This is a genomic window from Cupriavidus sp. BIC8F, from assembly GCF_032465815.1.
In the GTDB taxonomy this organism is placed as follows: domain Bacteria; phylum Pseudomonadota; class Gammaproteobacteria; order Burkholderiales; family Burkholderiaceae; genus Cupriavidus; species Cupriavidus necator.
The window spans coordinates 15,772-37,486 of record NZ_CP136097.1 but is presented as its reverse complement, the minus strand read 5'-3'; the positions used below and the strand labels follow the sequence as shown (position 1 = coordinate 37,486).

General features: G+C 65.1%; 21 protein-coding genes and 1 pseudogene. 14 read left to right on the top strand and 8 right to left on the bottom strand.

The features are described from left to right. On the top strand, positions 1–816 hold the full coding sequence (locus tag RS901_RS36665) for an enoyl-CoA hydratase/isomerase family protein (RefSeq protein WP_316157747.1): 816 nt from the start codon (positions 1–3) through the stop codon (positions 814–816). Positions 817–1,183: 367 nt separating this feature from the next. Here RS901_RS36665 and RS901_RS36660 read toward each other — a convergent pair. Further along, positions 1,184–1,519, bottom strand: a pseudogene (locus RS901_RS36660) (IS4 family transposase); the annotation flags it as partial. 189 nt (positions 1,520–1,708) lie between these two features. On the opposite strand from RS901_RS36660, the gene RS901_RS36655 reads away from it, so the two are divergent. Genes RS901_RS36655 through RS901_RS36630 form a run of 6 tightly spaced genes read left to right on the top strand, consistent with a single transcriptional unit; the run spans position 1,709 to position 8,012 of the window. Beyond that, positions 1,709–2,488, top strand: a complete 780-nt coding sequence (locus tag RS901_RS36655; protein WP_316157746.1) for an ABC transporter ATP-binding protein — start codon at positions 1,709–1,711, stop codon at positions 2,486–2,488. Between the two features lie 2 nt (positions 2,489–2,490). Further along, complete coding sequence (locus RS901_RS36650) at positions 2,491–3,195, top strand: ABC transporter ATP-binding protein (RefSeq protein ID WP_316157667.1); 705 nt, start codon at positions 2,491–2,493, stop codon at positions 3,193–3,195. A 21-nt stretch (positions 3,196–3,216) separates the two neighbouring features. Beyond that, positions 3,217–4,104, top strand: coding sequence for a branched-chain amino acid ABC transporter permease (locus RS901_RS36645; protein ID WP_316157666.1), 888 nt, complete (start codon positions 3,217–3,219; stop codon positions 4,102–4,104). A gap of 13 nt (positions 4,105–4,117) precedes the next feature. Continuing rightward, the gene (locus tag RS901_RS36640; protein ID WP_316157745.1) at positions 4,118–5,146 is read left to right on the top strand and encodes a branched-chain amino acid ABC transporter permease; all 1,029 of its coding nucleotides are present in this window, start codon (positions 4,118–4,120) and stop codon (positions 5,144–5,146) included. Positions 5,147–5,202: 56 nt separating this feature from the next. Beyond that, on the top strand, positions 5,203–6,423 hold the full coding sequence (locus tag RS901_RS36635; protein WP_316157848.1) for an ABC transporter substrate-binding protein: 1,221 nt from the start codon (positions 5,203–5,205) through the stop codon (positions 6,421–6,423). Further along, complete coding sequence (locus RS901_RS36630) at positions 6,420–8,012, top strand: aldehyde dehydrogenase (NADP(+)) (RefSeq protein ID WP_316157744.1); 1,593 nt, start codon at positions 6,420–6,422, stop codon at positions 8,010–8,012. Before RS901_RS36635 ends, RS901_RS36630 begins: the two co-directional genes overlap by 4 nt. 57 nt (positions 8,013–8,069) lie before the next feature. Here RS901_RS36630 and RS901_RS36625 read toward each other — a convergent pair whose 3' ends face one another. Further along, positions 8,070–8,948: a LysR substrate-binding domain-containing protein gene (locus RS901_RS36625; RefSeq protein WP_209761305.1), complete on the bottom strand. Its 879-nt coding sequence runs from the start codon at positions 8,946–8,948 to the stop codon at positions 8,070–8,072. Positions 8,949–9,111: 163 nt separating this feature from the next. Here RS901_RS36625 and RS901_RS36620 point away from each other — a divergent pair, with 163 nt between their 5' ends. The 6 genes from RS901_RS36620 to RS901_RS36595 are packed head-to-tail and all read left to right on the top strand — an operon-like array spanning position 9,112 to position 16,301. Continuing rightward, a complete protein-coding gene (locus tag RS901_RS36620) occupies positions 9,112–10,233 on the top strand; it encodes a glycosyl hydrolase (protein WP_316157743.1) in 1,122 nt (373 codons plus the stop codon). A gap of 26 nt (positions 10,234–10,259) precedes the next feature. Continuing rightward, positions 10,260–10,700: a MaoC family dehydratase gene (locus tag RS901_RS36615; protein WP_316157742.1), complete on the top strand. Its 441-nt coding sequence runs from the start codon at positions 10,260–10,262 to the stop codon at positions 10,698–10,700. 37 nt (positions 10,701–10,737) lie between these two features. Beyond that, on the top strand, positions 10,738–12,306 hold the full coding sequence (locus RS901_RS36610; protein WP_209761303.1) for an acyl CoA:acetate/3-ketoacid CoA transferase: 1,569 nt from the start codon (positions 10,738–10,740) through the stop codon (positions 12,304–12,306). A 26-nt stretch (positions 12,307–12,332) separates the two neighbouring features. After that, the gene (locus RS901_RS36605) at positions 12,333–13,463 is read left to right on the top strand and encodes an iron-containing alcohol dehydrogenase (RefSeq protein ID WP_316157741.1); all 1,131 of its coding nucleotides are present in this window, start codon (positions 12,333–12,335) and stop codon (positions 13,461–13,463) included. 11 nt (positions 13,464–13,474) lie between these two features. Next, complete coding sequence (locus RS901_RS36600) at positions 13,475–14,617, top strand: acyl-CoA dehydrogenase family protein (protein WP_316157740.1); 1,143 nt, start codon at positions 13,475–13,477, stop codon at positions 14,615–14,617. A 28-nt stretch (positions 14,618–14,645) separates the two neighbouring features. Next, on the top strand, positions 14,646–16,301 hold the full coding sequence (locus RS901_RS36595; protein ID WP_316157739.1) for an acyl-CoA synthetase: 1,656 nt from the start codon (positions 14,646–14,648) through the stop codon (positions 16,299–16,301). Positions 16,302–17,037: 736 nt separating this feature from the next. Here RS901_RS36595 and RS901_RS36590 read toward each other — a convergent pair. Continuing rightward, positions 17,038–17,337: a helix-turn-helix domain-containing protein gene (locus tag RS901_RS36590; RefSeq protein WP_316157738.1), complete on the bottom strand. Its 300-nt coding sequence runs from the start codon at positions 17,335–17,337 to the stop codon at positions 17,038–17,040. On the opposite strand from RS901_RS36590, the gene RS901_RS36585 reads away from it, so the two are divergent. Further along, positions 17,272–17,742: a LysR substrate-binding domain-containing protein gene (locus RS901_RS36585; protein ID WP_410054270.1), complete on the top strand. Its 471-nt coding sequence runs from the start codon at positions 17,272–17,274 to the stop codon at positions 17,740–17,742. The genes RS901_RS36590 and RS901_RS36585 overlap by 66 nt on opposite strands. A 27-nt stretch (positions 17,743–17,769) precedes the next feature. Here RS901_RS36585 and RS901_RS36580 read toward each other — a convergent pair whose 3' ends face one another. The 5 genes from RS901_RS36580 to RS901_RS36560 form a co-directional block, all read right to left on the bottom strand. After that, positions 17,770–17,994, bottom strand: a complete 225-nt coding sequence (locus tag RS901_RS36580) for a DUF2798 domain-containing protein (RefSeq protein ID WP_316157737.1) — start codon at positions 17,992–17,994, stop codon at positions 17,770–17,772. 69 nt (positions 17,995–18,063) lie between these two features. After that, entirely contained in the window at positions 18,064–19,131 is a 1,068-nt protein-coding gene (locus tag RS901_RS36575) for a maleylacetate reductase (RefSeq protein WP_316157736.1), read from the bottom strand. A 38-nt stretch (positions 19,132–19,169) separates the two neighbouring features. Then, the gene (locus tag RS901_RS36570; RefSeq protein WP_316157735.1) at positions 19,170–20,132 is read right to left on the bottom strand and encodes a SphA family protein; all 963 of its coding nucleotides are present in this window, start codon (positions 20,130–20,132) and stop codon (positions 19,170–19,172) included. A gap of 116 nt (positions 20,133–20,248) precedes the next feature. Next, positions 20,249–21,079 (bottom strand): intradiol ring-cleavage dioxygenase, encoded by an 831-nt coding sequence (locus RS901_RS36565; protein WP_316157734.1) that lies wholly within the window; start codon positions 21,077–21,079, stop codon positions 20,249–20,251. Positions 21,080–21,096: 17 nt separating this feature from the next. Beyond that, the gene (locus RS901_RS36560; RefSeq protein ID WP_316157733.1) at positions 21,097–21,687 is read right to left on the bottom strand and encodes a malonic semialdehyde reductase; all 591 of its coding nucleotides are present in this window, start codon (positions 21,685–21,687) and stop codon (positions 21,097–21,099) included. Between the last annotated feature and the right edge of the window lie 28 nt (positions 21,688–21,715).

The window sequence follows — 21,715 nt, the reverse complement described above, 5'->3', positions numbered from 1 at the left end:
GTGACACAAGCCTTCGCATTGACCCATCCCGACCAGCAGCGACTCCAGAACCTCGACGGCTTTTCCGTCGAGATCGACCCTGCGCGCGAGCGGGCCGACATCATCCTGCACCGCCCGCCCTACAACGTGATCTCGATGGCTGCCCGCGACCAGATTCGCGCCGTGTTCGAGACGCTGGACGCCGACGACCGCGTGCGCGTCATCGTCCTGCGCTCGCTAGGTGAACATTTCTCAAGCGGGGGCGATATCAAGGGATTGCTGGAGGCATCGCCCGAGCACGTATCGAAGCTGGCGGGGAACATTGCGGCGCCGGCGCGTTGCAGCAAGCCGGTGATTGCCGCCAACCGGGGCTACTGCTTCGGCGTTGGCTTCGAACTCTCGCTGGCGTGCGACTTCCGCATCGCCACCCACACCACCCAGTACGCGCTGCCGGAACAGAAGCTCGGCCAGATTCCGGGCTCGGGCGGCTCCGCGCGGCTGCAGAAGATGGTGGGCGTCGGCCGCACCAAGGACATCGTCATGCGCTCGCGCCGCATTCCCGGCCGACAGGCGTACGACTGGGGCATCGTTGTGGACTGCGTGGCTGACGCCGAACTGGAAGCGGCCACCGACGCGCTGGCCGACGAACTGCGTGCATTCTCGCCGCTGGCCCAGCGCACCGCCAAGAAGCTGCTGAATGACACCGAGGACGCGCCGCTGTCGATCGCCATCGAACTCGAAGGGCACTGCTACAGCCGTCTGCGTAGCTCGGACGACTTTCGCGAGGGCGTGGAAGCGTTCCACGAGAAGCGCAAACCTGCATTTCGCGGTAGCTGACCGTATGCGCGGGCGGGGCTGAACTGCCCGCCCTCAAAGGTAAGAAGGACTCGCGGCCAGCGCCAGGCCGCAGAGTTGAAGGACGCCGGATGCGACTCCATTCAGGGTTATCTGATCAGCCGCCCGCTTAACTCAGAAGCCTTTGCTGAATTTATGCTGCGTTTGTGAAGGCGCCAAACGGAAATGACGCTCGCGCGCTGTCTGTGCGTTGAGAGTCAACAAAGTGAGTTGGCCAGCGACCTCGTCAGCCTTTGGAAAGCGGCCATTCAATTCGTTGATTCGACAGGCCGTTCAGGGCATATCTTTATACATAAGTCAGCGGAGTCCCTCACGTAACGCGCGCAGCGCTTCAGCAGCGGAGAGTGCGCGATCGGTCCCACAGCTTGCCGCCGCCAGGCAAGGTGCGATTGTGCTGCGAGCGCAGTAGCCAATCCGCCGGGTGGCCCAACTCCTTTGCCTTGACCATCAGCGCCATGATGTCCGGCTCCCGGTCAGCCAGATAGACGAGTCGCGTGGCAGGCAGTGTGGCCGCTTGTTCGGCGACCCGCTCATACCTTTCGGTCCAGCGGGTACTCTCCTTGATGCCGGGCCGCACGCCATCCGGACCCTTGGGCTCGCGCGCCCACATGTAGGCGTCAAGCATGCCCAGCGGTTCGCGCGCTGGCGTTACCGCGTAAGTCGGGTGCAGATACCAATCGCTTCTGTCGCCTTGTGGCACTTCGACACGCCTTCGTGTCCTGTGACGTCCCCGACAATTCGCGAGTAGCGCCCGACTGGCTGGCGCATCCGTCATATACACAAAAAGTGTCAATGAATAATCAATAATATATTGGACGTGATCTAGCTGCGGCCATATTCTCCAGCAGACCCAACAACGGGCGCGGAAATGACCATGGCAAGCAATCTCATTCTTGAAACAGTCGGATTGAGGAAAGAATTCAAGGGATTTGTCGCCGTAAACGACGTCAGTCTCAAGGTCAGGCGTGGGCACATCCACGCGCTGATTGGTCCGAACGGTGCAGGCAAGACCACCTGCTTCAACCTCCTTACCAAGTTCCTGGATCCCACGCGCGGCACCATACGGTTCAACGGTGCCGAGATCACCGGCGAGAAGCCGGCGCAGGTCGCACGCAGGGGTGTGGTGCGCTCCTTCCAGATCTCGGCGGTGTTTCCGCACCTGACCGTGCTCGAGAACGTACGTATCCCGCTGCAGCGCAGGCTCGGGACTTCCTTCCAGTTCTGGCGCTCACCGAAAGTCCTCGCATCGCTCGACGACAGGGCCATGGCATTGCTCGCCGACGTCGGACTGGAGGACTTCGCCGACATGACGACCGCCGAGATGCCGTACGGCCGCAAGCGCGCGCTGGAAATCGCCACCACGCTGGCCCTCGACCCCGAGCTGATGCTGCTCGACGAGCCCACGCAGGGCATGGGCCACGAGGACGTTGACCGCGTCATGCAGCTCATCAAGAAGGTCTCGGCCAATCGCAGCATCCTGATGGTGGAGCACAACATGAAAGTGGTGTCCGGCATCTGCGACGCCATCACGGTGCTGGCGCGCGGCAGCGTGCTGGCCGAGGGCACATACGCGGAAGTCTCCGCCAACCCGCAGGTCATCGAGGCCTATATGGGCAGCGCTGATGCCGCGCTCACTGCGCCGGGAGGGCACTGATCATGGCGACGGAATATCTGCGGGTCACTGACCTCCATGCCTTCTACGGCGAATCGCACATTCTGCACGGCATCGACTTGCTGGTGAACGAGGGAGAGTGCGTGACCCTGCTCGGCCGCAACGGGGCAGGCCGTACCACCACCCTGCGCGCCATCATGGGCCTGACGGGGCGGCGCGCCGGCTCGGTTATGATCGACGGCCGCGAGGCAATCGGCATGCCGGCCCATCGCATCGCGCGTCTCGGCGTCGGCTTTTGCCCGGAAGAGCGGGCGATTTATTCCAGCCTCTCGTGCGAGGAGAACCTCCTGCTGCCGCCGCAGTTGGGTGGCGGCGGGATGAGCCTCGATGAGATCTACGCGATGTTCCCCAACCTCTACGAGCGGCGGCATAGCCAGGGCACGCGGCTCTCGGGCGGCGAGCAACAGATGCTGGCGATGGCGCGCATCCTGCGCACCGGGGCGCGGTTGCTGCTGCTGGACGAAATCTCTGAGGGACTGGCGCCGGTGATCGTGCAGAAGCTCGCCCAGGTCATCCGCGACCTCAAGGCGAAGGGCTACACGATCGTGCTGGTGGAGCAGAACTTCCGGTTCGCCGCGCCGCTGGCCGACCGCATGTACGTGGTGGAGCACGGCCAAATCGCCGCGGAGATCCACCAGCACGAGATTCACGAGAAGCAGCACCTGCTCCAGGAACTCCTGGGTGTCTGAGACCGCTGCGGAGGAGACAACATGACAACGATTCTGGGAGTCCCGCTACAGGGGCTGTTGGGGCAACTCGTGCTCGGGCTGGTGAACGGCTCGTTCTACGCGATTCTCAGCCTCGGGCTTGCCGTGATCTTCGGCATGCTCAACATCATCAACTTTGCCCACGGCGCGCTGTTCATGGTGGGCGCATTCGTCGCCTGGGCGGGCCTGGAGTATCTCGGCATCAGCTACTGGTGGTCGCTGCTGGCGGCGCCGGCGTTGGTCGGGCTGGCGGGTATCGCCATCGAGCGCGGCCTGCTGCGGTGGCTGTACAAACTCGACCACCTGTACGGGCTGCTGCTCACCTTCGGGCTTGCGCTCATTATCGAAGGCCTGTTCCGCTTCCAATTCGGCGTCTCGGGGCAGCCCTATTCGATTCCCGACGAGGTGGCCGGCGCCTTCAACCTCGGCTTCATGATCCTGCCGAAATACCGCGCGTGGGTCATCGGCGCCTCGCTCACAGTGTGCCTGCTGACTTGGTTCACGATCGAGAAGACCCGCCTCGGCGCCTACCTGCGCGCCGCCACCGAGATCCCGAGCATTACCCAGGCCTTCGGCATCAACGTGCCGGTGATGGTGATGCTGACCTATGCCTTCGGCGTGGGCCTGGCCGGGCTGGCCGGCGTGCTGGCAGCGCCGACGGGGCAACTAAGTCCGCTGATGGGGTCGAACCTGATCATCGTCGTGTTCGCGGTGGTGGTGATCGGCGGCATGGGTTCCATCCTTGGCGCGATCGTCGCCGGGCTGGGGCTGGGCGTGGTCGAAGGACTGACCAAGGTGTTTTATCCGGAGGCGTCGGCCACGGTGGTCTTCGTGATCATGGTCATCGTGCTGATGGTTCGGCCGGCAGGCCTGTTTGGCAAGGAAAAGTGAGGCGAGTATGAAAATGAGAAATCTTGGCTACGGTGTCCTGCTGCTGGGCGCGCTGGCGGCCCCGGCCGTGCTCTATCCGGTGATGCTGATGAAGGTGCTGTGCTTCGCCTTGTTCGCCTGCGCCTTCAACCTGCTGCTCGGCTATACCGGCCTGCTCTCGTTCGGCCATGCGGCGTTCCTCGGCACGGCGGCCTATATGTCGGGCTACGGCATGAAGACCTGGGGGCTGACCCCGGAACTCGGCCTGCTGCTCGGCACGGCCGTCTCGGCTGCCGCGGGCTTTGTCGTCGGGGCGCTCGCTATTCGCCGGCAGGGCATCTACTTCGCGATGATCACGCTTGCGTTGGCACAGATGTTCTACTTCCTGTTCCTGCAGGCGCCGTTCACCGGCGGCGAGGACGGCATGCAGGCCATTCCGCGAGGCAGGCTGTTCGGCCTGATCGACCTGGCGTCGGACCTGCGCATGTACTACTTCGTGCTGGCGATCTTCCTGTTCGCCTTCTGGCTGATCCACCGCATCATCCATTCGCCTTTCGGCCAGATCCTGAAGGCGATCCGCGAGAACGAGGCGCGCACCACCTCGCTGGGCTACGACGTCGCGCGCTACAAGCTGCTGGCCTTCGTCCTCTCGGCGGGCCTGGCCGGCCTTGCCGGGGCCACCAAGACCCTGGTCTTCCAGTTTGCCACGCTGACCGACGCGCACTGGCACACCTCCGGCGAAGTCGTGCTGATGACGCTGTTGGGCGGCCTTGGCACGGCCTTCGGCCCGGTGGTGGGCGCGGGCATCGTGGTCGCCATCCAGAACGCCTTGGCCGACAAGGTCGGTTCCATGATCACCGTGATCATGGGGAGCATCTTCGTCGTGTGCGTGCTGGCGTTCCGCCGCGGCATCGTCGGCGAGTTGAACGCGTCGTGCCAGAACATTGTAGGCAACCGCCGCGGCCGGCCCGCACCGTGCCACGCTGCCGTGCCGGCACCAAGTCATGACGAAACGCCCGCCGGAGCAGGCGTGCCTGGCCGGCGCGTGGAAGGAAAGGCATGAAATCTGGCGCTGAACGGAACACCCCATATCTATCCCCACAGTAGAGGAGACACATGATGAACAATCGCATCAAGCTGCTTTCGCTCGCCGCGCTGCTGACGGCCTCGACGGCGCAGGCCGAGATCACGGACGGCGTGGTCCGGATCGGCGTGCTCAACGATCAGACCGGCGTTTATGCCGGGCTGGCTGGTCCCGGTTCGGTCTGGGCCGCGAAGAAGGCAGTCCAGGACTTTGCGCCCGAGAAGCATGGTCTGAAGGTGGAGATCGTGGCCGCCGACCACCAGAATAAGCCGGACGTCGGGGCGAGCATCGCCCGCCGCTGGTTCGACGTGGACAAGGTGGACGCTATCGTCGACGTGCCGACCTCGTCGGTCGTCCTGGCGGTCAACCAGGTGGCCAAGGAGAAGAACAAGGTGATGATTGTCACCGGCGGCGGCACCTCCGACCTCACCGGCAAGGCCTGCACGCCCAATGCGATCCACTGGGCCTACGACACGTGGGCACTGGCGAATGGGACTGGTAAGGCGGTTGTCAAGTCGGGTGGCAAGACTTGGTTCTTCGTGACTGCTGACTACGCCTTCGGCCACTCGCTCGAACGCGACACCGAGGCCGTTGTCGTCAAGAACGGTGGCAAGGTCCTCGGCAAGGTCCGGCATCCTTTCCCGGGCAACGATTTCTCCTCCTACCTGCTTCAGGCTCAGGCCTCCAAGGCGCAGGTAGTGGGCCTGGCCAACGCCGGGGGGGACACCATCGGCGCGGTCAAGCAGGCCGCCGAGTTCGGCGTGACCGCCGGCGGTCAGAAGCTGGCAGGCCTGCTCGTCTTCAGCAGCGATGTCCAGGCGCTCGGCCTCAAAGCCGCCCAAGGCCTTTTGCTGAGCGAGACCTGGTACTGGGACATGACCGACGAGAACCGCAAGTTCGGCAAGGAATTCGCCGCCGCGAACAACGGCAAGTTTCCAACCATGGCGCAGGCAGGCACGTACTCGGCGGTGACCCACTACCTGAAGGCAATGGCGGCGATGAAGGCGGACGGCGACGGCGCTGCCGTGGTCGCGAAGATGAAGGCGATGCCCACCGACGACAAGCTGTTCGGCAAGGGCAGCATCCGCGAAGACGGCCGGAAGATCCACCCGCTCTATCTTTTCGAGGTGAAGAAGCCGTCGGAATCGAAGTACGCGGGCGACTTCTACAAGCTCATCGCCACCATTCCCGCCAACGAGGCGTTCCGGCCGATGGAAGAAGGTGGCTGCCCGCTCATTGGGAAGAAGGCGTCATGAGGATCACCGGACATATGCTGATCGGGCAGAGCAGCGTCAGCGGCACCGCCGGCGCGTTCAAGGCGTTTTCTCCGGCGCTTGCCGCCGACATCGAGCCCGCGTTCGGCGGCGCCGGCCCCGCCGACGTCGATCAGGCCTGCCGCCTCGCTGCGAGCAGCTTTGCGAGGTATCGCGAGACGACGCCCGAGACCCGCGCCAGCTTCCTGGAAGCAATCGCCACCGGCATCGAAGGCCTCGGCGACGCCCTCATCGAGCGCGCCATGGCCGAGACGGCTCTGCCGCGAGCGCGTCTGCAGGGCGAGCAGGCGCGCACGGCGGGCCAGTTGCGGCTGTTCGCAGGGGTTGTACGGGCCGGGCACTGGCATGGGGCGACGTTGGATACGCCCTTGCCCTATCGCACGCCGCTGCCGCGCCCCGACCTGCGCCGACGCAACGTCCCGCTGGGCCCGGTGGCCGTCTTCGGCGCCAGCAATTTCCCGCTGGCGTTCTCGGTAGCCGGCGGCGACACGGCGTCGGCCCTCGCGGCGGGCTGCCCGGTGGTCGTCAAGGCCCACCCAGCGCATCCCGGCACTTCCGAACTGGTCGGCCGGGTCATCCAGGCGGCGGTGGCCGAATACGGGCTGCCGGAGGGGACGTTCTCCCTGCTCTTTGGCGTTGGCAATGACGTAGGACAGGCGCTCGTCGGGCATCCCGCCATCCGGGCGGTCGGCTTCACCGGCTCCCGGGCCGGTGGCCTCGCGCTCTCGCGGCAGGCGATGGCCAGGCCGTTGCCGATTCCGGTCTACGCCGAAATGAGCAGCGTCAACCCGGTGCTCCTGCTGCCACATGCGCTGGCAGATCGTGCCGAAGGCATCGCGCGGGAATTTGTCGATTCGCTCGTGATGGGCGTCGGCCAGTTTTGCACCAACCCCGGTTTGGTGATCGCGCTGGAAGGGGACGACTGTGATCGCTTCGAGGCCGAAGCCGGGCGGATCGTACAAGGCAAGCCGGCGGGTACGATGCTGACGCCCGGCATCGGCCGCGCCTACGCCGCCGGGGTGGCGCGCCTGCGGGCGCATGAGGCAGTACGAAGCGTGGCCACCGGCGAGAGCAGCAGCGGCGCCTGCGCGGCGACGGCCCATCTGTTCGCCACCGACGCGGCCAGCTTTCTGGCTTTTCCCGAACTGGGTGAGGAGATATTCGGTCCCTGCTCGCTGATCGTCAGATGCCGCTCGGCGGCGGATGTGGCGGCGGTGCTCGACGGGCTGGAAGGGCAACTGACCGCCACGCTGCAGATGGCGCCGGCGGACGAAGCTCTCGCGGCCGAACTGCTGCCGCGGCTGGAAGACCGGGCGGGCCGAATCCTGGTAAACGGCTTCCCGACCGGCGTGGAAGTGAGCCACGCCATGGTCCACGGCGGACCGTTCCCGGCCACGTCCGATGGGCGCAGCACGTCGGTCGGCAGTGCCGCCATCGAGCGGTTCCTGCGCCCAGTGTGCTATCAGAACTTCCCATCCAGCCTGTTGCCGGCCGCGCTGGCCGACTTCAACCCACTGGCGCTCGACCGCCACGTCGACGGTAGCCTGTCGCCGACCTCCCGTCGCGACTGAACACCCGCGCCATCCTCCACCTTGCCCATGTTGCAGCGGGCGAGGTCGGGGGAACCCTCACAGCATGCTTTTGGCCGTCTCGATGAACGCCGTCATGAGCGGCGTTGGGGTGCGCTGGCTATAGCCGAGCATGATCTCGATTGTCGGCTGCCGGCCTTCGATCGGCTTGTAAACCACGTGGTCGAACTTCACCTTCCGGACTGACGCTGGCACGAAGCCGATGCCCGCACCGGAGCTGACCAGGCCGAGTAGCGTATAGACCTGCCCCACTTCCGAGATGACCTTCGGTACAAAACCCGCCGACGCGCACATGCGCATGTTCATGGCGTGGAAGTCCGGCGCCATCTCTGGTATGTACATGATGAAGGGCTCCTGCGCACATTTCTTCAGAGAAATCGACTCAGCGTTCGCCAACGGGTGTCTTGCCGGCACGGCCAGCACGAACGGCTCTTCCAGGATGGTCTCCCATGTCACTTCCTCAAGGTCTGGCACCGGCCGCATGAAGGAAATATCCGCGTCACCCCGGCGCAGAGCTTCCGCCTGTTTGACGACCGGAAACCAGCGCAGCAGGATTTCGACGGAAGGAAAACGTTCTCGGTAGGCGCGCAGAATGGGCGGCAGCAGCGTGTAGGACGTGTGTTCGAAGAAGCCGACCGTCAGCCGACCCGTCTCGCCGCGATGCGCGCGTTGCGCCTGCACGACTGCCCTCTCGGTAGCTCGCAGGATCTGCCGCGCTTGCTCAAGGAAAATGCGACCCGCTTCCGTCAACTCCACGTGCCGACGCGAGCGATTTAGCAGCGTGACATCCATCTCCTCCTCGAGTTGGCGGATCTGCATGCTCAGCGGAGGCTGTGCGATGTGCAGTCGCTCGGCCGCTCTCGTGAAATTAAGTTCCTCAGCGATGGCGATGAAGTACCGCAGGTGGCGAAGGTCCATCACTATATCCATTGAGTATCAAAGATCCATTAATTATATATTGGACACTAGTTTGTGCAATCCCTAGGATTCCATGCATACCCCGCTCCGCACGCCACCCCAGTCGGTCCGCAAGGCTGGCACCGGAGGCCGGACAAGCCAATGTACGCATGGAGACAAACATATGGATTCCAGACTGATCGATGATGCGCTCGATCGCATCCTGCAACGCATCGATGCGACGATCGCGCAGGACGAGGTGGGCTTTCCGCACTATGGCAATCCGGCCGACGGCACCTGGACACGCACCCCGGCCGGCGACTGGACCGGCGGGTTCTGGGTCGGGATGCTGTGGCTGGCTGCCTTGCGCACTGGCGAGCAGAAGTACCGCGACAGCGCCCGCATGTGGTCCGCACGGCTGGCGCCGCGGGTGGTGTCGAAGTCGGTGTTCAAAGGGTTCCTCTTCTGGTACGGCGCGCAACTCGGCGGCTCGCTGCTGGCCGATCCGCAGGCCGCGGGGCTCGCCCTCGACGGCTCGCGTGGCCTGGCGGAAATGTACAGCGAAGCAGCCCGCCTGATCCCGCTCGGCACCGAGGCTGAGGAGGCTTCCAGCGTGGGGGCGTGCGAGGTCAACATCGATGCGATTCCGGGCACCGTGGCGCTGCTGCTGCGGCACGACGCCGCGCTCGGCACGGGCGAGATCGGCCGCCAGCACCTGCGCCAGCACATTGCCTTATGCGTGCGGGAGGATGGCTCGGTTTGCCAGTCCGCCACATTCAATGCTGCCGATGGTTCGCTCGTGAAGCGCTACACGCACAAGGGCATTCATGACAGCAGCACCTGGGCCCGCGCCCAGGCGTGGGGCATGCTCGGCCTCGCACAGGCGCTGTCGTGCGGCGAGCAGGCGTTCAAATCCGACGCGATCCGCGTGGCCGATTGGTGGGTCGCGCACCTGCCCGCCGACTGCGTGGCCTTCTGGGATTTCGACGATCCCGCCATCCCGCACACTAACCGCGACACCTCGGCCACTGCCATCGCCGCCGCCAGCCTGTTCAAACTGGCTGCGCACATCCCGGAGCGGGCGGAAGTCTACCGCCAGGCCGCCGTCGAGAGCATCGAGCAACTCGTGATCCGCTTCCTGACCCCGGTCAGCCCAGGCGATGTACGGCAGGCGGGCATCCTCACCGGCGGCTGCTTCAACAAGCGCAATGGCGTCGCCATGGATAACGAACTGGTCTGGGGCGACTACTTTCTCTTCGAATCTCTGCTCATCCTCGCGGGCAGGATTGACGCCACCCAGGTCTGAACCCAACCCACTCCCGGAGAAACCAAGTGTCCGACATCAAGATCCCGCACGAAGGCAACGTATCCACCCTTATTGGCACGCACACCAGCTACACGCGCACCCTCGGCGAGTACGACATCTATGCCTTCGCCGGCATCAGCGGTGACAACCACCCCAATCACATGGACGAAGAATACTGCAAGCGCATGGGCTTCGGCGGCCGCATCGCGCAGGGCGCCATGATGGTCGGTTTCATCGCCGGCGCCGTGACCAAGTATCTCGACATGATCCAGCGCCCGGCGGTCTCCTACGGCTACGACAACGTGCGCTTCACCAAGCCCGTTCGCATCGGAGACACCCTCACCGTGAACTACCGCATTGCCCGCGCCGACGACGAGAAGAAGCGCCTGTGGGCTGAGGCAACGCTACTCAACCAGCGGGGCGAGACGGTCTGCGTCGGTACCCACATTATCCATTTCCAGGCCTGAGCCCGGGCTGCGAGCGGCGAGAAAGGTGAGAGATCGCATGAGCAAGATCTGTACTGCGGCGCAGGCCGTTTCGGATATCCGGCCCGGCCAGAGCGTGGGCAGCGTCGGCGTGATCGGCTGGCTGACGCCGGACGCGTTGTTCCAGGCGCTGGCGCAACGCTTCCATGAGACTGGATCGCCTCGTGACCTGACCTTCTTCTTCCCGGTCAGTGTCGGCGACGGCATGGGCATCCGCGGCATGGATCACGTGGCAGTCGAAGGGCTGATGAAGCGGATCGTGTCGGGCAACTTTACCAATGCGGTGAATCCGGCCACCGGCGAGCGCCCCGAGTTCATGCGCCTGATCCGCGAGAATCGGGTGGAAGCCTACTGCTGGCCGATCGGCGCCACCATGCACTGGCTGCGCGAAGTCGCCCGGCGCAGCCCAGGCTACCTGACCCGCATCGGCCTCGGCTCCTACATCGATCCGCGCCAGCAGGGTGGCAAGTACACGGCGCGCGCCACCGACGACCTGGTGCGGATGCAGGAGCTGGACGGCAAGGAATACCTCTTCTATCCGAGCTGGCCGCTCGACGTGGCGTTCCTGCGTGCCACCAGCGCCGACGAGCACGGCAACCTGAGCTTCGAGGACGAGCCGATCACGTCGTGCGCGCTGGCCATGGCGCTGGCGGTGAAGGCGTCAGGCGGCACCGTGATCGCACAGGTGCGCAAGCTGGTGCCGCGCCACGCCCGGCCGGCGCATGCGGTGCGGATTCCCGGCGTGCTGGTGGATCGCGTCGTGGTGGAACCCGACGCCATGATGACCACCGACATCCGGTACGACGATGCCTATCTCGGCGGCCAGCTTTTCGACGGTCGCGCCTCGGACCGCCTGACGCCCGGCGCCGACAAGGTGATCGCTCGGCGGGCGGCCCGGGAAATCAGGCCCGGCGAGGTCAGCATCTTCGGCTTCGGCGCTTCGTCCGACGTGCCCACGGTGATGATGGAAGACGGCCTGTTCGCCGACGGCGGCCTGCATCGCTACAGCTTTACCACCGAGCACGGCCCCTTCGGCGGCGTCGTGATGAGCGGTTGGCAATTCTCCGCCAACAAGTATCCGGAGGCCTTGATCGACGGCCCCTCGCAGTTCGACTTCATTGACGGCGGCAACTGCCCGATGGCGGCGCTGGCCTTTGCCCAGTTCGACCGGGCCGGGAACATCAACGTCAGCCGCTTCGGCGCGGCCAATCCGGGGCCGGGCGGCTTCATCGACATCGCCTACAACGCGCGCAAGCTGCTGTTCACCGGCACCTTCACCACCGGCGGCCTCGCCGCCGACACCACCGACGGTTTCCTGTCGGTCGGGCGTGAGGGGAGCGTGCGCAAGTTCGTCGAGCGCGTGGATGAGATCACCTATCCGCTCGGGCGCAACGTGGCCGAGCGCGGCCAGGAGGCCAAGGTCATCACCGAGCGCGCAGTCTTCTCGGTGGCGCCCGACGGACTGGTGCTGGAGGAGGTTGCGCCCGGTATTGACATCAGGTCGCAGGTGCTAGACCTGATGGCCTTCCCGCCGGTGCGCGTGGCGGAGCCGCTTCCGCGCATGGACCCGACGCTATTCCGCGCCTGACGCATCGACATATCTACGAGGAAAACATGGCTGTCATCAACTACCTGACTACCGTTCACATCGACTTCGGCGCCATCCGGATGCTGGGGGTCGAGCTGCAGCGCCTGGGCATCCAGCGACCGCTGATCGTCACCGACCGCGGCATCCGCGCCGCCGGTATCGCCGACAAGGTGCTCGACGCCCTGGGCCCGGATTGCACGCCCACCGTCTTCGAGGACACCCCATCCAACCCGACGGAAGCCGCCGTGTCCGCCGCGACCGGCCTTTACCTCGGCAATGGCTGCGACGGCATCGTGGCCGTGGGCGGCGGGTCGCCCATCGACCTGGGCAAGGCCACTGCGCTGCTGGCAACCCACCCGGCACCGCTGCAGACCTACGCGGCGGTGGAGGGCGGCGCGAGCCTGATCACCAGCCGTGTCGCCCCGCTGGTGGCCATCCCGACGACCGCCGGTACCGGCAGCGAAGTGGGCCGGGGCGCGGTCATCGTCATGGAGTCCGGCCGCAAGCTCGGCCTGCTGAGTCCGTTCCTGCTGCCGAAGCTCGCCATCTGCGACCCCGAACTGACGCTGGGCTTGCCTCCGGCCCTGACCGCCGCGACAGGCATGGATGCCCTCGCTCACTGCATCGAGACCTTCCTGGCGCCGGCCATCAACCCGCCCGCCGAGGCGATCGCCTTGGACGGCCTGCGCCGCGGCATGGCCAATATCGGCAAGGCCACCGCCGACGGCCACGACCGCGACGCGCGCTGGAACATGATGATGGCCGCCATGGAAGGTGCGCTGGCCTTCCAGAAGGGGCTGGGCGCGGTGCATGCCCTGTCGCACCCGCTGGGCGCGGTGCCGGACGTCTCGTTGCACCACGGCACGCTTAACGCCGTGCTGCTGCCGGTCGTGCTGCGCTTCAACAAGCCGGCGACCGAAGCCAAGCAGGCCGCACTGGTGCAGGCCATGGGCCTGCCCGCCGGCGGGGACCCGGTTCAGGCCATCAGCGACCTCAACGCCCGTCTCGGCTTGCCGGCCGGTCTCGGCGCCATGGGCGTGCCGCGTGACGTGTTGGAAGACATCGCTGTCGCCGCCACGAAGGACCACTGCCACGCCACCAATCCCCGCATTGCCACGGTCGACGATTACTTGGCGATGCTGCAGGAATCGTATTGAGGAGGAAGACGATGTCATACGTCGCAGAACACCACGAGATGATCCGCGAGGCGGTGCGCCGCTTCGCCGAGGAAGAGATCGCACCGGTCGCCCACCGGTTGTGGGAAGAGGAGAGTTTTCCCTACGAGATCTGGCGCCGGGCCGGCGAACTGGGCTATATCGGGCTGCCGTACCCCGAAGCCTGGGGAGGCAGCGGCGGCGACTGGCTTGGCTTCGCCATTGCGCTGGAAGAGATCGCCCGCGTCGATTGCGCCGTGGCGGTGGCCATCATGGCCAACTCGACGGCGGCCAGCCTGCTCAACAACTACGGCACCGACGGCCAGAAGGCGCGGTTCCTGCGGCCGATCCTGGCGGGCGCGCAGGTCGGCTGCATCGGCCTGACAGAGCCGAACGCCGGCTCCGACGCCGCCAATATCCAGACCCGCGCCGTGCTGAAGGATGGCTGCTGGGTCATCAATGGCGCCAAGACCTTCATCAGCAACTCGGGTTCCGAGATCACCGGCCCGATCGTCATTGCGGCGGTGACGGGAACCCGGCCCGATGGCCGCAAGGAGATTTCGAACTTCATCGTGCCGAACGGCACGCCCGGCTTCAGCGATGGCAAGAAGCTGCACAAGATCGGCTGGCGCGGATCGACCACATTCGAGCTGTTCTTCGAGGACTGCGCCATTCCTGCCGACCACCTGCTCGGCGAGGTCGGGGCCGGCCTCAGGCAGACCCTGTCACAGGTGAGTACCGGCCGCATCCTGATCGGAACGCTGGGCCTGGGCATCCTGCAGGGCTCGCTGGAACGCTCCGTCCGCTACATGAGCGAGCGCACAGCGTTCGGCAAGACGCTCAACCAGTTCCAGTCGCTGCAGTTCAAGCTGGCCGACATGGCGACCCACGCGCACGCTGCCCGCCTGATGCTGTACGACGCCGCAGTGGCCAAGGACGAGGGCCGGCCCTACGATCGGCAGGCCTCGATGGCAAAGCTCTTCGCAACCGAGAAGGCCATGGAGGCGGCTCACCAGGCCGTGCAGATCCACGGCGGCAACGGGATCATGACGGAGTACGCGGTATCGCGCGCGTTCGGGGATGCCAAGGTGCTCGAGATCGTTGAGGGGACCTCCGAGATCCAGCGGATGATCATCTCCCGCGACGTAATGCACTGACGCACGGCTGCAGCCAGTGAGGCAATCCATGGAACAGGTCGAACACAACGCGGATGGGCTGGAGCGTAGCCCGGTCAACTTCGTGCCCCTGACGCCGATCTCCTTCCTGCGCAGGACGGCCGAGGTCTACCCTGAGCGTACAGCCATCGTCTACGGCGAGCGCCGCACGAGCTGGCGGGCAATGCTGGACCGCAGCCGCCGCCTCGCGTCGGCGCTGGCGGCCGCCGGCGTCAGGACTGGCGATACGGTGGCCGTGATGGCCGCCAACACGCCGGAGATGCTGGAGATGCATTTCGGCGTGCCCATGAGCGGCGCCATGCTGAACACGCTTAACGTGCGCCTGGACGCGGCCGCCATCGCCTTCATGCTCAGGCACGCGGATGCGAAGGTGCTGGTCACCGACACGGAGTACGCGGACGTAGTTGAAGCCGCACTGGCGCTGCTCGACGACAAGCCGCTGGTGATCGACATCGTCGATCCCGCCGTCGAAGGGGGCCGCAGGCTGGCTGAGATCGAATACGAGGGCTTCCTGGCCGGGGGCGATCCGCACTGGGAGGGCGGCGAGCCCGCCGACGAATGGCAGGCCATCGCCCTCAACTACACCTCCGGCACCACGGGCAACCCAAAGGGCGTGGTCTACCACCATCGCGGTGCCTATCTGGCTGCGCTGTCGAACATGCTGGACTGGGGCATGCCCCGGCACGCCGTCTTCCTGTGGACGCTGCCGCTGTTCCACTGCAATGGCTGGTGCTTCGCCTGGACGCTGGCGGCCAACGCCGGTACCAGCGTTTGCCTGCGGGGGGTGGATGCTGCCGCCGTGCTCGATGCGATTCGCGAGCACCAGGTCACGCACTACTGCGGGGCGCCGATCGTGCATGCGATGCTTGCCCACGCACCCGAAGCGTGGAGGGCGGGCATCGACCATCCGGTCTACGGACTCATCGGCGGCGCGCCGCCGCCGATGCCGGTGATCGAGGGCCTGCTGCGCATGGGGATCAGGATCACCCAGATCTACGGGCTGACCGAGGTCTACGGCCCCGCGGCGGTTTGCGTGGAGCAGCCCGAATGGGACGACCTCGGCATCGCTGCGCTGGCGGAACGGAAAGGACGGCAGGGCGTTCGCTACACCGCGCAGGAAGGCATGGCCGTGCTGCATCCCGAAACCCTTGTGCCGGTGCCGTGGGACGGGAAGACCATCGGTGAAGTCATGTTCCGCGGAAACATGACGATGAAGGGCTACCTGAAGAACCCCGAGGCCACGGCGGAAGCTTTTGCCGGCGGCTGGTTCCACTCGGGTGACCTCGCAGTCGTCTGCCCGGATGGCTATGTACAGATCCGGGACCGTTCCAAGGACGTCATCATTTCGGGCGGAGAGAATATCAACTCGCTGGAGGTGGAGGAGGTGCTCTACCGGCACCCTGCGGTGTGCGTGGCAGCAGTCGTCGCCCAGCCGGACGAGCGTTGGGGGGAGACGCCATGCGCCTTTGTCGAAGTCGTCGATGGCGCGAGGGTTGGCGAGCGCGAACTGATCGAACATTGCCGCGCCCACTTGGCGCACTTCAAGGCGCCGAGGAAGGTGGTCATCGGCCCCCTTCCCAGGACGTCGACCGGCAAGATCCAGAAGTTCCTCCTCAGGCAACGAGCAAGCTCCGACGCTTCCTGGCCCGGCCACGTACCGGCGTGAGTTCGCCCGTGAATGTGTTTCGGTGGCCCGCCGAGCCTGCTCTTCACATTCGGGGTATCGGTGAGCGCCCGGCCGTGGCGGAGCAGAAGACTCGTGTCCGGCATCGCATTGGCAGCGAAGACCGGTTGATCGACCGCCTTGGCGACATCTTGCGCGAGATGCGTGACTGGCGCGGTGCTACCGCACGGCAGGCACGGCATCTGTCCAGGCGTCACGGTATCGGCTACCAGGCCGCGCTGCTCTTCCTCTATCGCGCGGAGATGCGTTCAGCGTGCCCGAGGCGCATGGTGATCTGTCTAGCTGCGGCGGTGGAAATTGGCATTGACTTGAGCGGCTTCCCACCTGGATGCAGGATCGAAGATGCAGAGTTGTCTTCGGAACTTCGGGTCATGTATTGGGCGGCCTTACGGAGGGGCGCAGGGCGGAAATGGAGCTAGTGGCCGGGTGATGGCGCCGGACAAGTATGAGAACAGGGTAATTTCGGATCATGGTCGGCTGAATCCGCGGTGGTAAGCGGCCGTAAGCATGGCAACCTGTGACAGTTGCGCCGATCCTTTTCTGCCGTTGGCGCGCGGATTACCGAATGACTGAAATGGCGACCATCTGCCGAAGCAGCATTGGGGCGGATGACCGTTGGACTCGGATAGCCGTCATCGTGTTGAAGAAGACTCGAACGGTGCAGAAGGGTCGCCCCCTGCCCTACGCGGGCCGGTCCGGGAGGAGCGCCCGGTTGTGTTCAGCCATGCTTCCATTCTGGGTTTGCATGGCTACGGAGGTCAAACTCCTGCCTTGCCTGTTCAATGTCCGGGAGATGCGTGACGGCCCAAAGGCCAAGCTCCGCCAAGGGTACCGTCAGCGAGTGACCGAGCGAGGTCAACGCGTAGTCGACGCGAGGCGGGACCATACCATATACGGTTCGGGCGACGAGTCCATCCCGTTCCAATCCCCTTAACGTCAGTGTCAGCATCCGCTGCGAGATGCCGCCAAGCTGGCGCTTCAGTGCGTTGTACCGCATTCTGCCGGAGGCCAGGCGCATGAGGAGCCGCGTAGTCAGAGCGAAAGGAAGTTTTACTTCACTGCACGGCTGGCCGGACGTGCGCACATCAAGTGGGAAGAACTGGGCGAGTACGACTACATCACGCTCGCCCAAGGTAGTGGCAACCGGTTCTTGATCGACCAGGCACTGGCGCGCCTGGCCTCGCGGCCTCGCTGGTATTGCGAGGTCCATCACGTCCCTGCCCTGGTAAGCCTCGTGCAGGCCGGCCTGGGCATTGGCGTAGTGCCACGCATGGCGCTACCCCCGGACAATCGGGGCGGACTGGCCGCGGTTCCGCTTGAGGCACCGGCCATCACCCGCACCCTCGGACTGATATCACGGCGCGGACGCCCGCTGGCGCCAGCGGCTCAACTGCTCTATGACATGGTCACCGCAAGAACATAGTCACAATCGGCCCTGAGCCGATCACGTTCAACGCGTGATCCGGTTTGCAAGCCAGTGAATGACCGGTGCCGCGACCATGACAACGGGCAACATTGCAGCCCAGGAAAACAAATACGCACGCAGCCAGTGCGAAACGAACGTCCCCTCGGCGACAAACTGCATGCTTGCGATGGCCGATGCCACCGCGCACGTTACGCCAGCCTGTATCGCGCCGAATGCAAAATGGCTGTATTGCCTTGGAATCTTCCACATCTTGTGCCTTCCGATTTGTAGTAGCGATGGGCGCGGCCCGAACCCGCGCCAGCAGGAACCCCAACCGCATTAGACGGGCCGGCGGCCCTCCCAGGCGTTCTGCAGCAGTTCGCGGATCGCGCCGGATTCGAGTGGGCGCGGATTCGGATACTGGTTCTGCAGGGCAATCTCGCACGCCTTGTCAAGTTCGTCCTCGCGCATGCCGATCTGGTGCAACCCCAAAGGCGCACCGGTCGTACGCGCCAGATCGAAAGCCCCGTGTGCCGCATTGTCTGTGCCCAGGGACTGCGCAATGGAGGCCATGGCGCCCGGCGCCGCCTTCGCGTTGTAGGCCAGCGCGTGCGGCAGGATGATGGTGTGCGTTTCGGCATGCGGCAGGTTGAAGCTGCCCCCAAGCGTGTGGCAAAGCTTGTGATGCAACGCTACGCCCACACTGCCAAGCACTGCTCCGCACAACCACGCTCCATACAACGCTTGCGCGCGCGCCTCGCGCAACCTGGCCGTATCCCGTTCGCTGACGAGCGCCGGCAGCGCCGCCGCCATGGCCTGTATGCCTTCCTTTGCCATTAGGTCAGAAATCGGGCTGCGGTCATGGGCGTACAAGCCTTCGGCCGCGTGCGCCAGCGCGTTGATGCCGCTGGTCACACTTGTCGCCACCGGCAGCAAGTACGACAGTTCAGGGTCGTAGATGACGGTGCGCGGCAACACCCGCACGTCCGTGCCCGTGCGCTTCAGGCCCGCATCGGTGAGGCCGTAGATCGTGGTCATCTCCGAGCCGGCATAGGTGGTGGGAATCGCCAGCACGGGCAGGCTCATCTCGAGGGCGATGGCCTTGGCAAGACCCGTTGTCGAGCCGCCGCCAATCGCCACCACGCTGTCGGCGCCCAACTCGAATGCCATCGCGCAGGCCGCGCGCGCCGTCTCGACCGGTACGTGCATCACGGCTCGATCGAAGATGCCGATCGCGCGGGCGCCGAGCAGGTCCGTCACCTGCTCGGCCAGCTGTCGCTGCTCCGGAGTACTGAGCACCAGGACACTGGATGCGCCGAGCGCATCGATTTCCGTGCCAACCTGCCGGATCGTGCCCGCGCCGAAGACGATGCGCTGGGCACGGGCGGCGTACTGGAATGCTTTCATCGTAGAGTCTCCATGCTGCTCGGGACGGTTCGGAACCGTCAGAACGATATGCGGCCCATGGCCCAGATCCGGTTGCCTTCCGGCCGATTGCGGGCGCCGAACTCGAACTGCCCTTTGAGCGAGAAGCTGACCTTGTCGTTGAGCTGGAAGCAGATGTCCGGTCCCAGCGCAGTGACGCGACCACGGTTGCCATTGCCGTTGACGCGCACGCCGTTCTGCGTGTCGTCGGTGGTCTGCACGTAGTAATAGCCGTTCAGGCCCAGCGTCAGCCTCGGCGTGACGTGATAGCCGGCACTGAACTCGATGGTGGCTTCGTCACCCGACTGGTACTGGGTGGCTTCGTTACGCGTGTTAAAACCGTAACGGAACTTGGCACTGATATCGACATGAGGTGTCGGGAACCAGGTGAAGGCGTAACTGGGGGCTATCTGGTAGTAGTTGCGACCGATATTGACCGGGTCATGGACATCGTAGGCACCAGTCTTGAGATGGAACTCGACGCCTGCCATCTGGTGAAATGCGCCGTTGTGCCAGCCGAGGATCACCGGCGCGAACGTCATGTCGGCCAGGCCGGTCTTGTTGCCGCCCTTGTCGAGCGGCGGCAGCGGTACCGGTCTGGCAACCGGCATGTCGAGGTTCGCCGACACGATCGGCACCACGATGCGCGTTTCCAGATTGGCGCCGAACACCCTGACGCCGGGCCAGACATACGACAGCCGCGGCGCAAGCGCATCAAGGCGCAGATGGAAACTGGCCAGCTTGGGATTGTCGTTGCCGGCATTGTCCTTGGAACTGCCCGCATCGTAATGCTGGTAAAACAGCAGCCAGTTTGCGCCCTCGGGCAGCATCAGGCCGGAATACAGATTGTCGACCCCGATGGGGTAGGAATTGCCGCCACCCTCCGTGGCGCGTGCCGGCATGCTGCCCGCCGCGCATGCGGCGGCGAGCGCCAGCCGCCCAAACTGAACCGGCAGCGCTGCGCGCGCCCGCCGGACCTTCATGCCATCTGTCGAACCCATTTGCCACTCCGAAATACCGCGTGGAACACCGGGCCGGCTGGCGCGGTGCGTGGTTGCAGCCGCGCCGCCCCCAAAGGGCCGCGCGGCGCTTTCCAGCGCTAGCGGGTTGGATTAAGCACGAAGTCGAAGTCGAGCCGGTAAGTGCCGTCAGTCTGGCGGACCCAGTCGCCGATCAGGGACTTGCGCACGCCGAACACGGCATCGGAGTCGAGATACTTGTCGCCGCGCCGGAACACGTGCGTAACCAGCGTCTCGTAGCCAGGCGCCTTGATCATGAAGTGCAGGTGCGCGGGCCGCCATGAATGGCGGCCGGTGGCGCGAAGCAGCTCGCCGACCGGGCCGTCGTCAGGAATCGGATAGGCCTGCGCGACGATGGTGCGGAAATGGAAGCGGCCATCCTCGCCCGACTTCAGCACGCCGCGGCCCTGCGCCACTTCAAGCCCTTCGTACTGCACGTCATAGTGGCCATCAGCGTCCGCCTGCCAGGTTTCCACCACGGCATCGGCAACCGGCCGGCCATCCACGCCCGTGACCCGCCCATAGACCATGCAGGGTTCGCCTTTGGCGCCGTTCGCCACGTCCGCGCCATGCTCGTAGTACGGCGCGCCTTCGACGTGGAAGGGACCGAACACGGTAGCCTCGGTACAGCCTTCCGGCTTCTCCTGGTTCATGGCCACCGTCAGCATCGACAGGCCCAGCACGTCGCTGAGCAGGATGAACTCCTGGCGCTTGTCGTCGCACATCTGGCCGGTGGCGGTCAGGTAGTCGATCCCGTGCTTCCATTCGGCCTCGGTCAGCCTGACCTCACGCGCGAAGTCGTGCAGGTGCCGCACCAGGCTGGTCATGATCTCTTTGGTGCGCGCATTGGGCGTATCGGCCAGGCGCGCGATGACGGCCCTGGTCAGGTTATGCTGGTCATACTCTTGCATCGCTGGACTCCCGGCCGCTAGGCGAGTTGGCAGGCCTGCTCGAACGACAGGCGCGGACTGCGAGCGAACACCTTTTCGGGGTCGCCGTGGCCAAGGCCGCAGATAAAGTTCGAGCGGATGCTCGTGCCGGCGAAAAAGGCCTGGTCGACGGCCTGGTTGTTGAAGCCGGACATCGGGCCGCAATCCAGGCCCAGCGCGCGCGCCGCGGCGATGAGATAGCCGCCTTGCAGCGTGCCGTTGCGAAACGCCGTGGTGTTGGCGAAATCCACCTTTTCGTCGCCCTCGAACCATGCCTTGACTGCGGGGTTGTGCGGAAACAGCGCCGGCAGTTGCTCGTAGAAGCGCGTGTCGTAGCCGACGATCGCGACGACCGGCGCTGCCATGGTCTTTTCGACGTTGCCCGGCGCCAGTGCCGGGCGCAGTTTGGCCCTGCCCTCCTCCGTGCGCACGAACACCAGCCGGGCCGGCGAGCAGTTGACCGAGGTCGGGCCGAACTTCATCAGGTCATACAGTTCCCGAAGCTTACTGTCGGGCACCAGCGTGGGCAGCCAGCCGTTCTGGCTGCGCGCGCCGCGGAAAATCTTATCGAGCAGTTCATTGGTTTGCATCGTTCACTCCTTGCATGTTTCGGGTGTT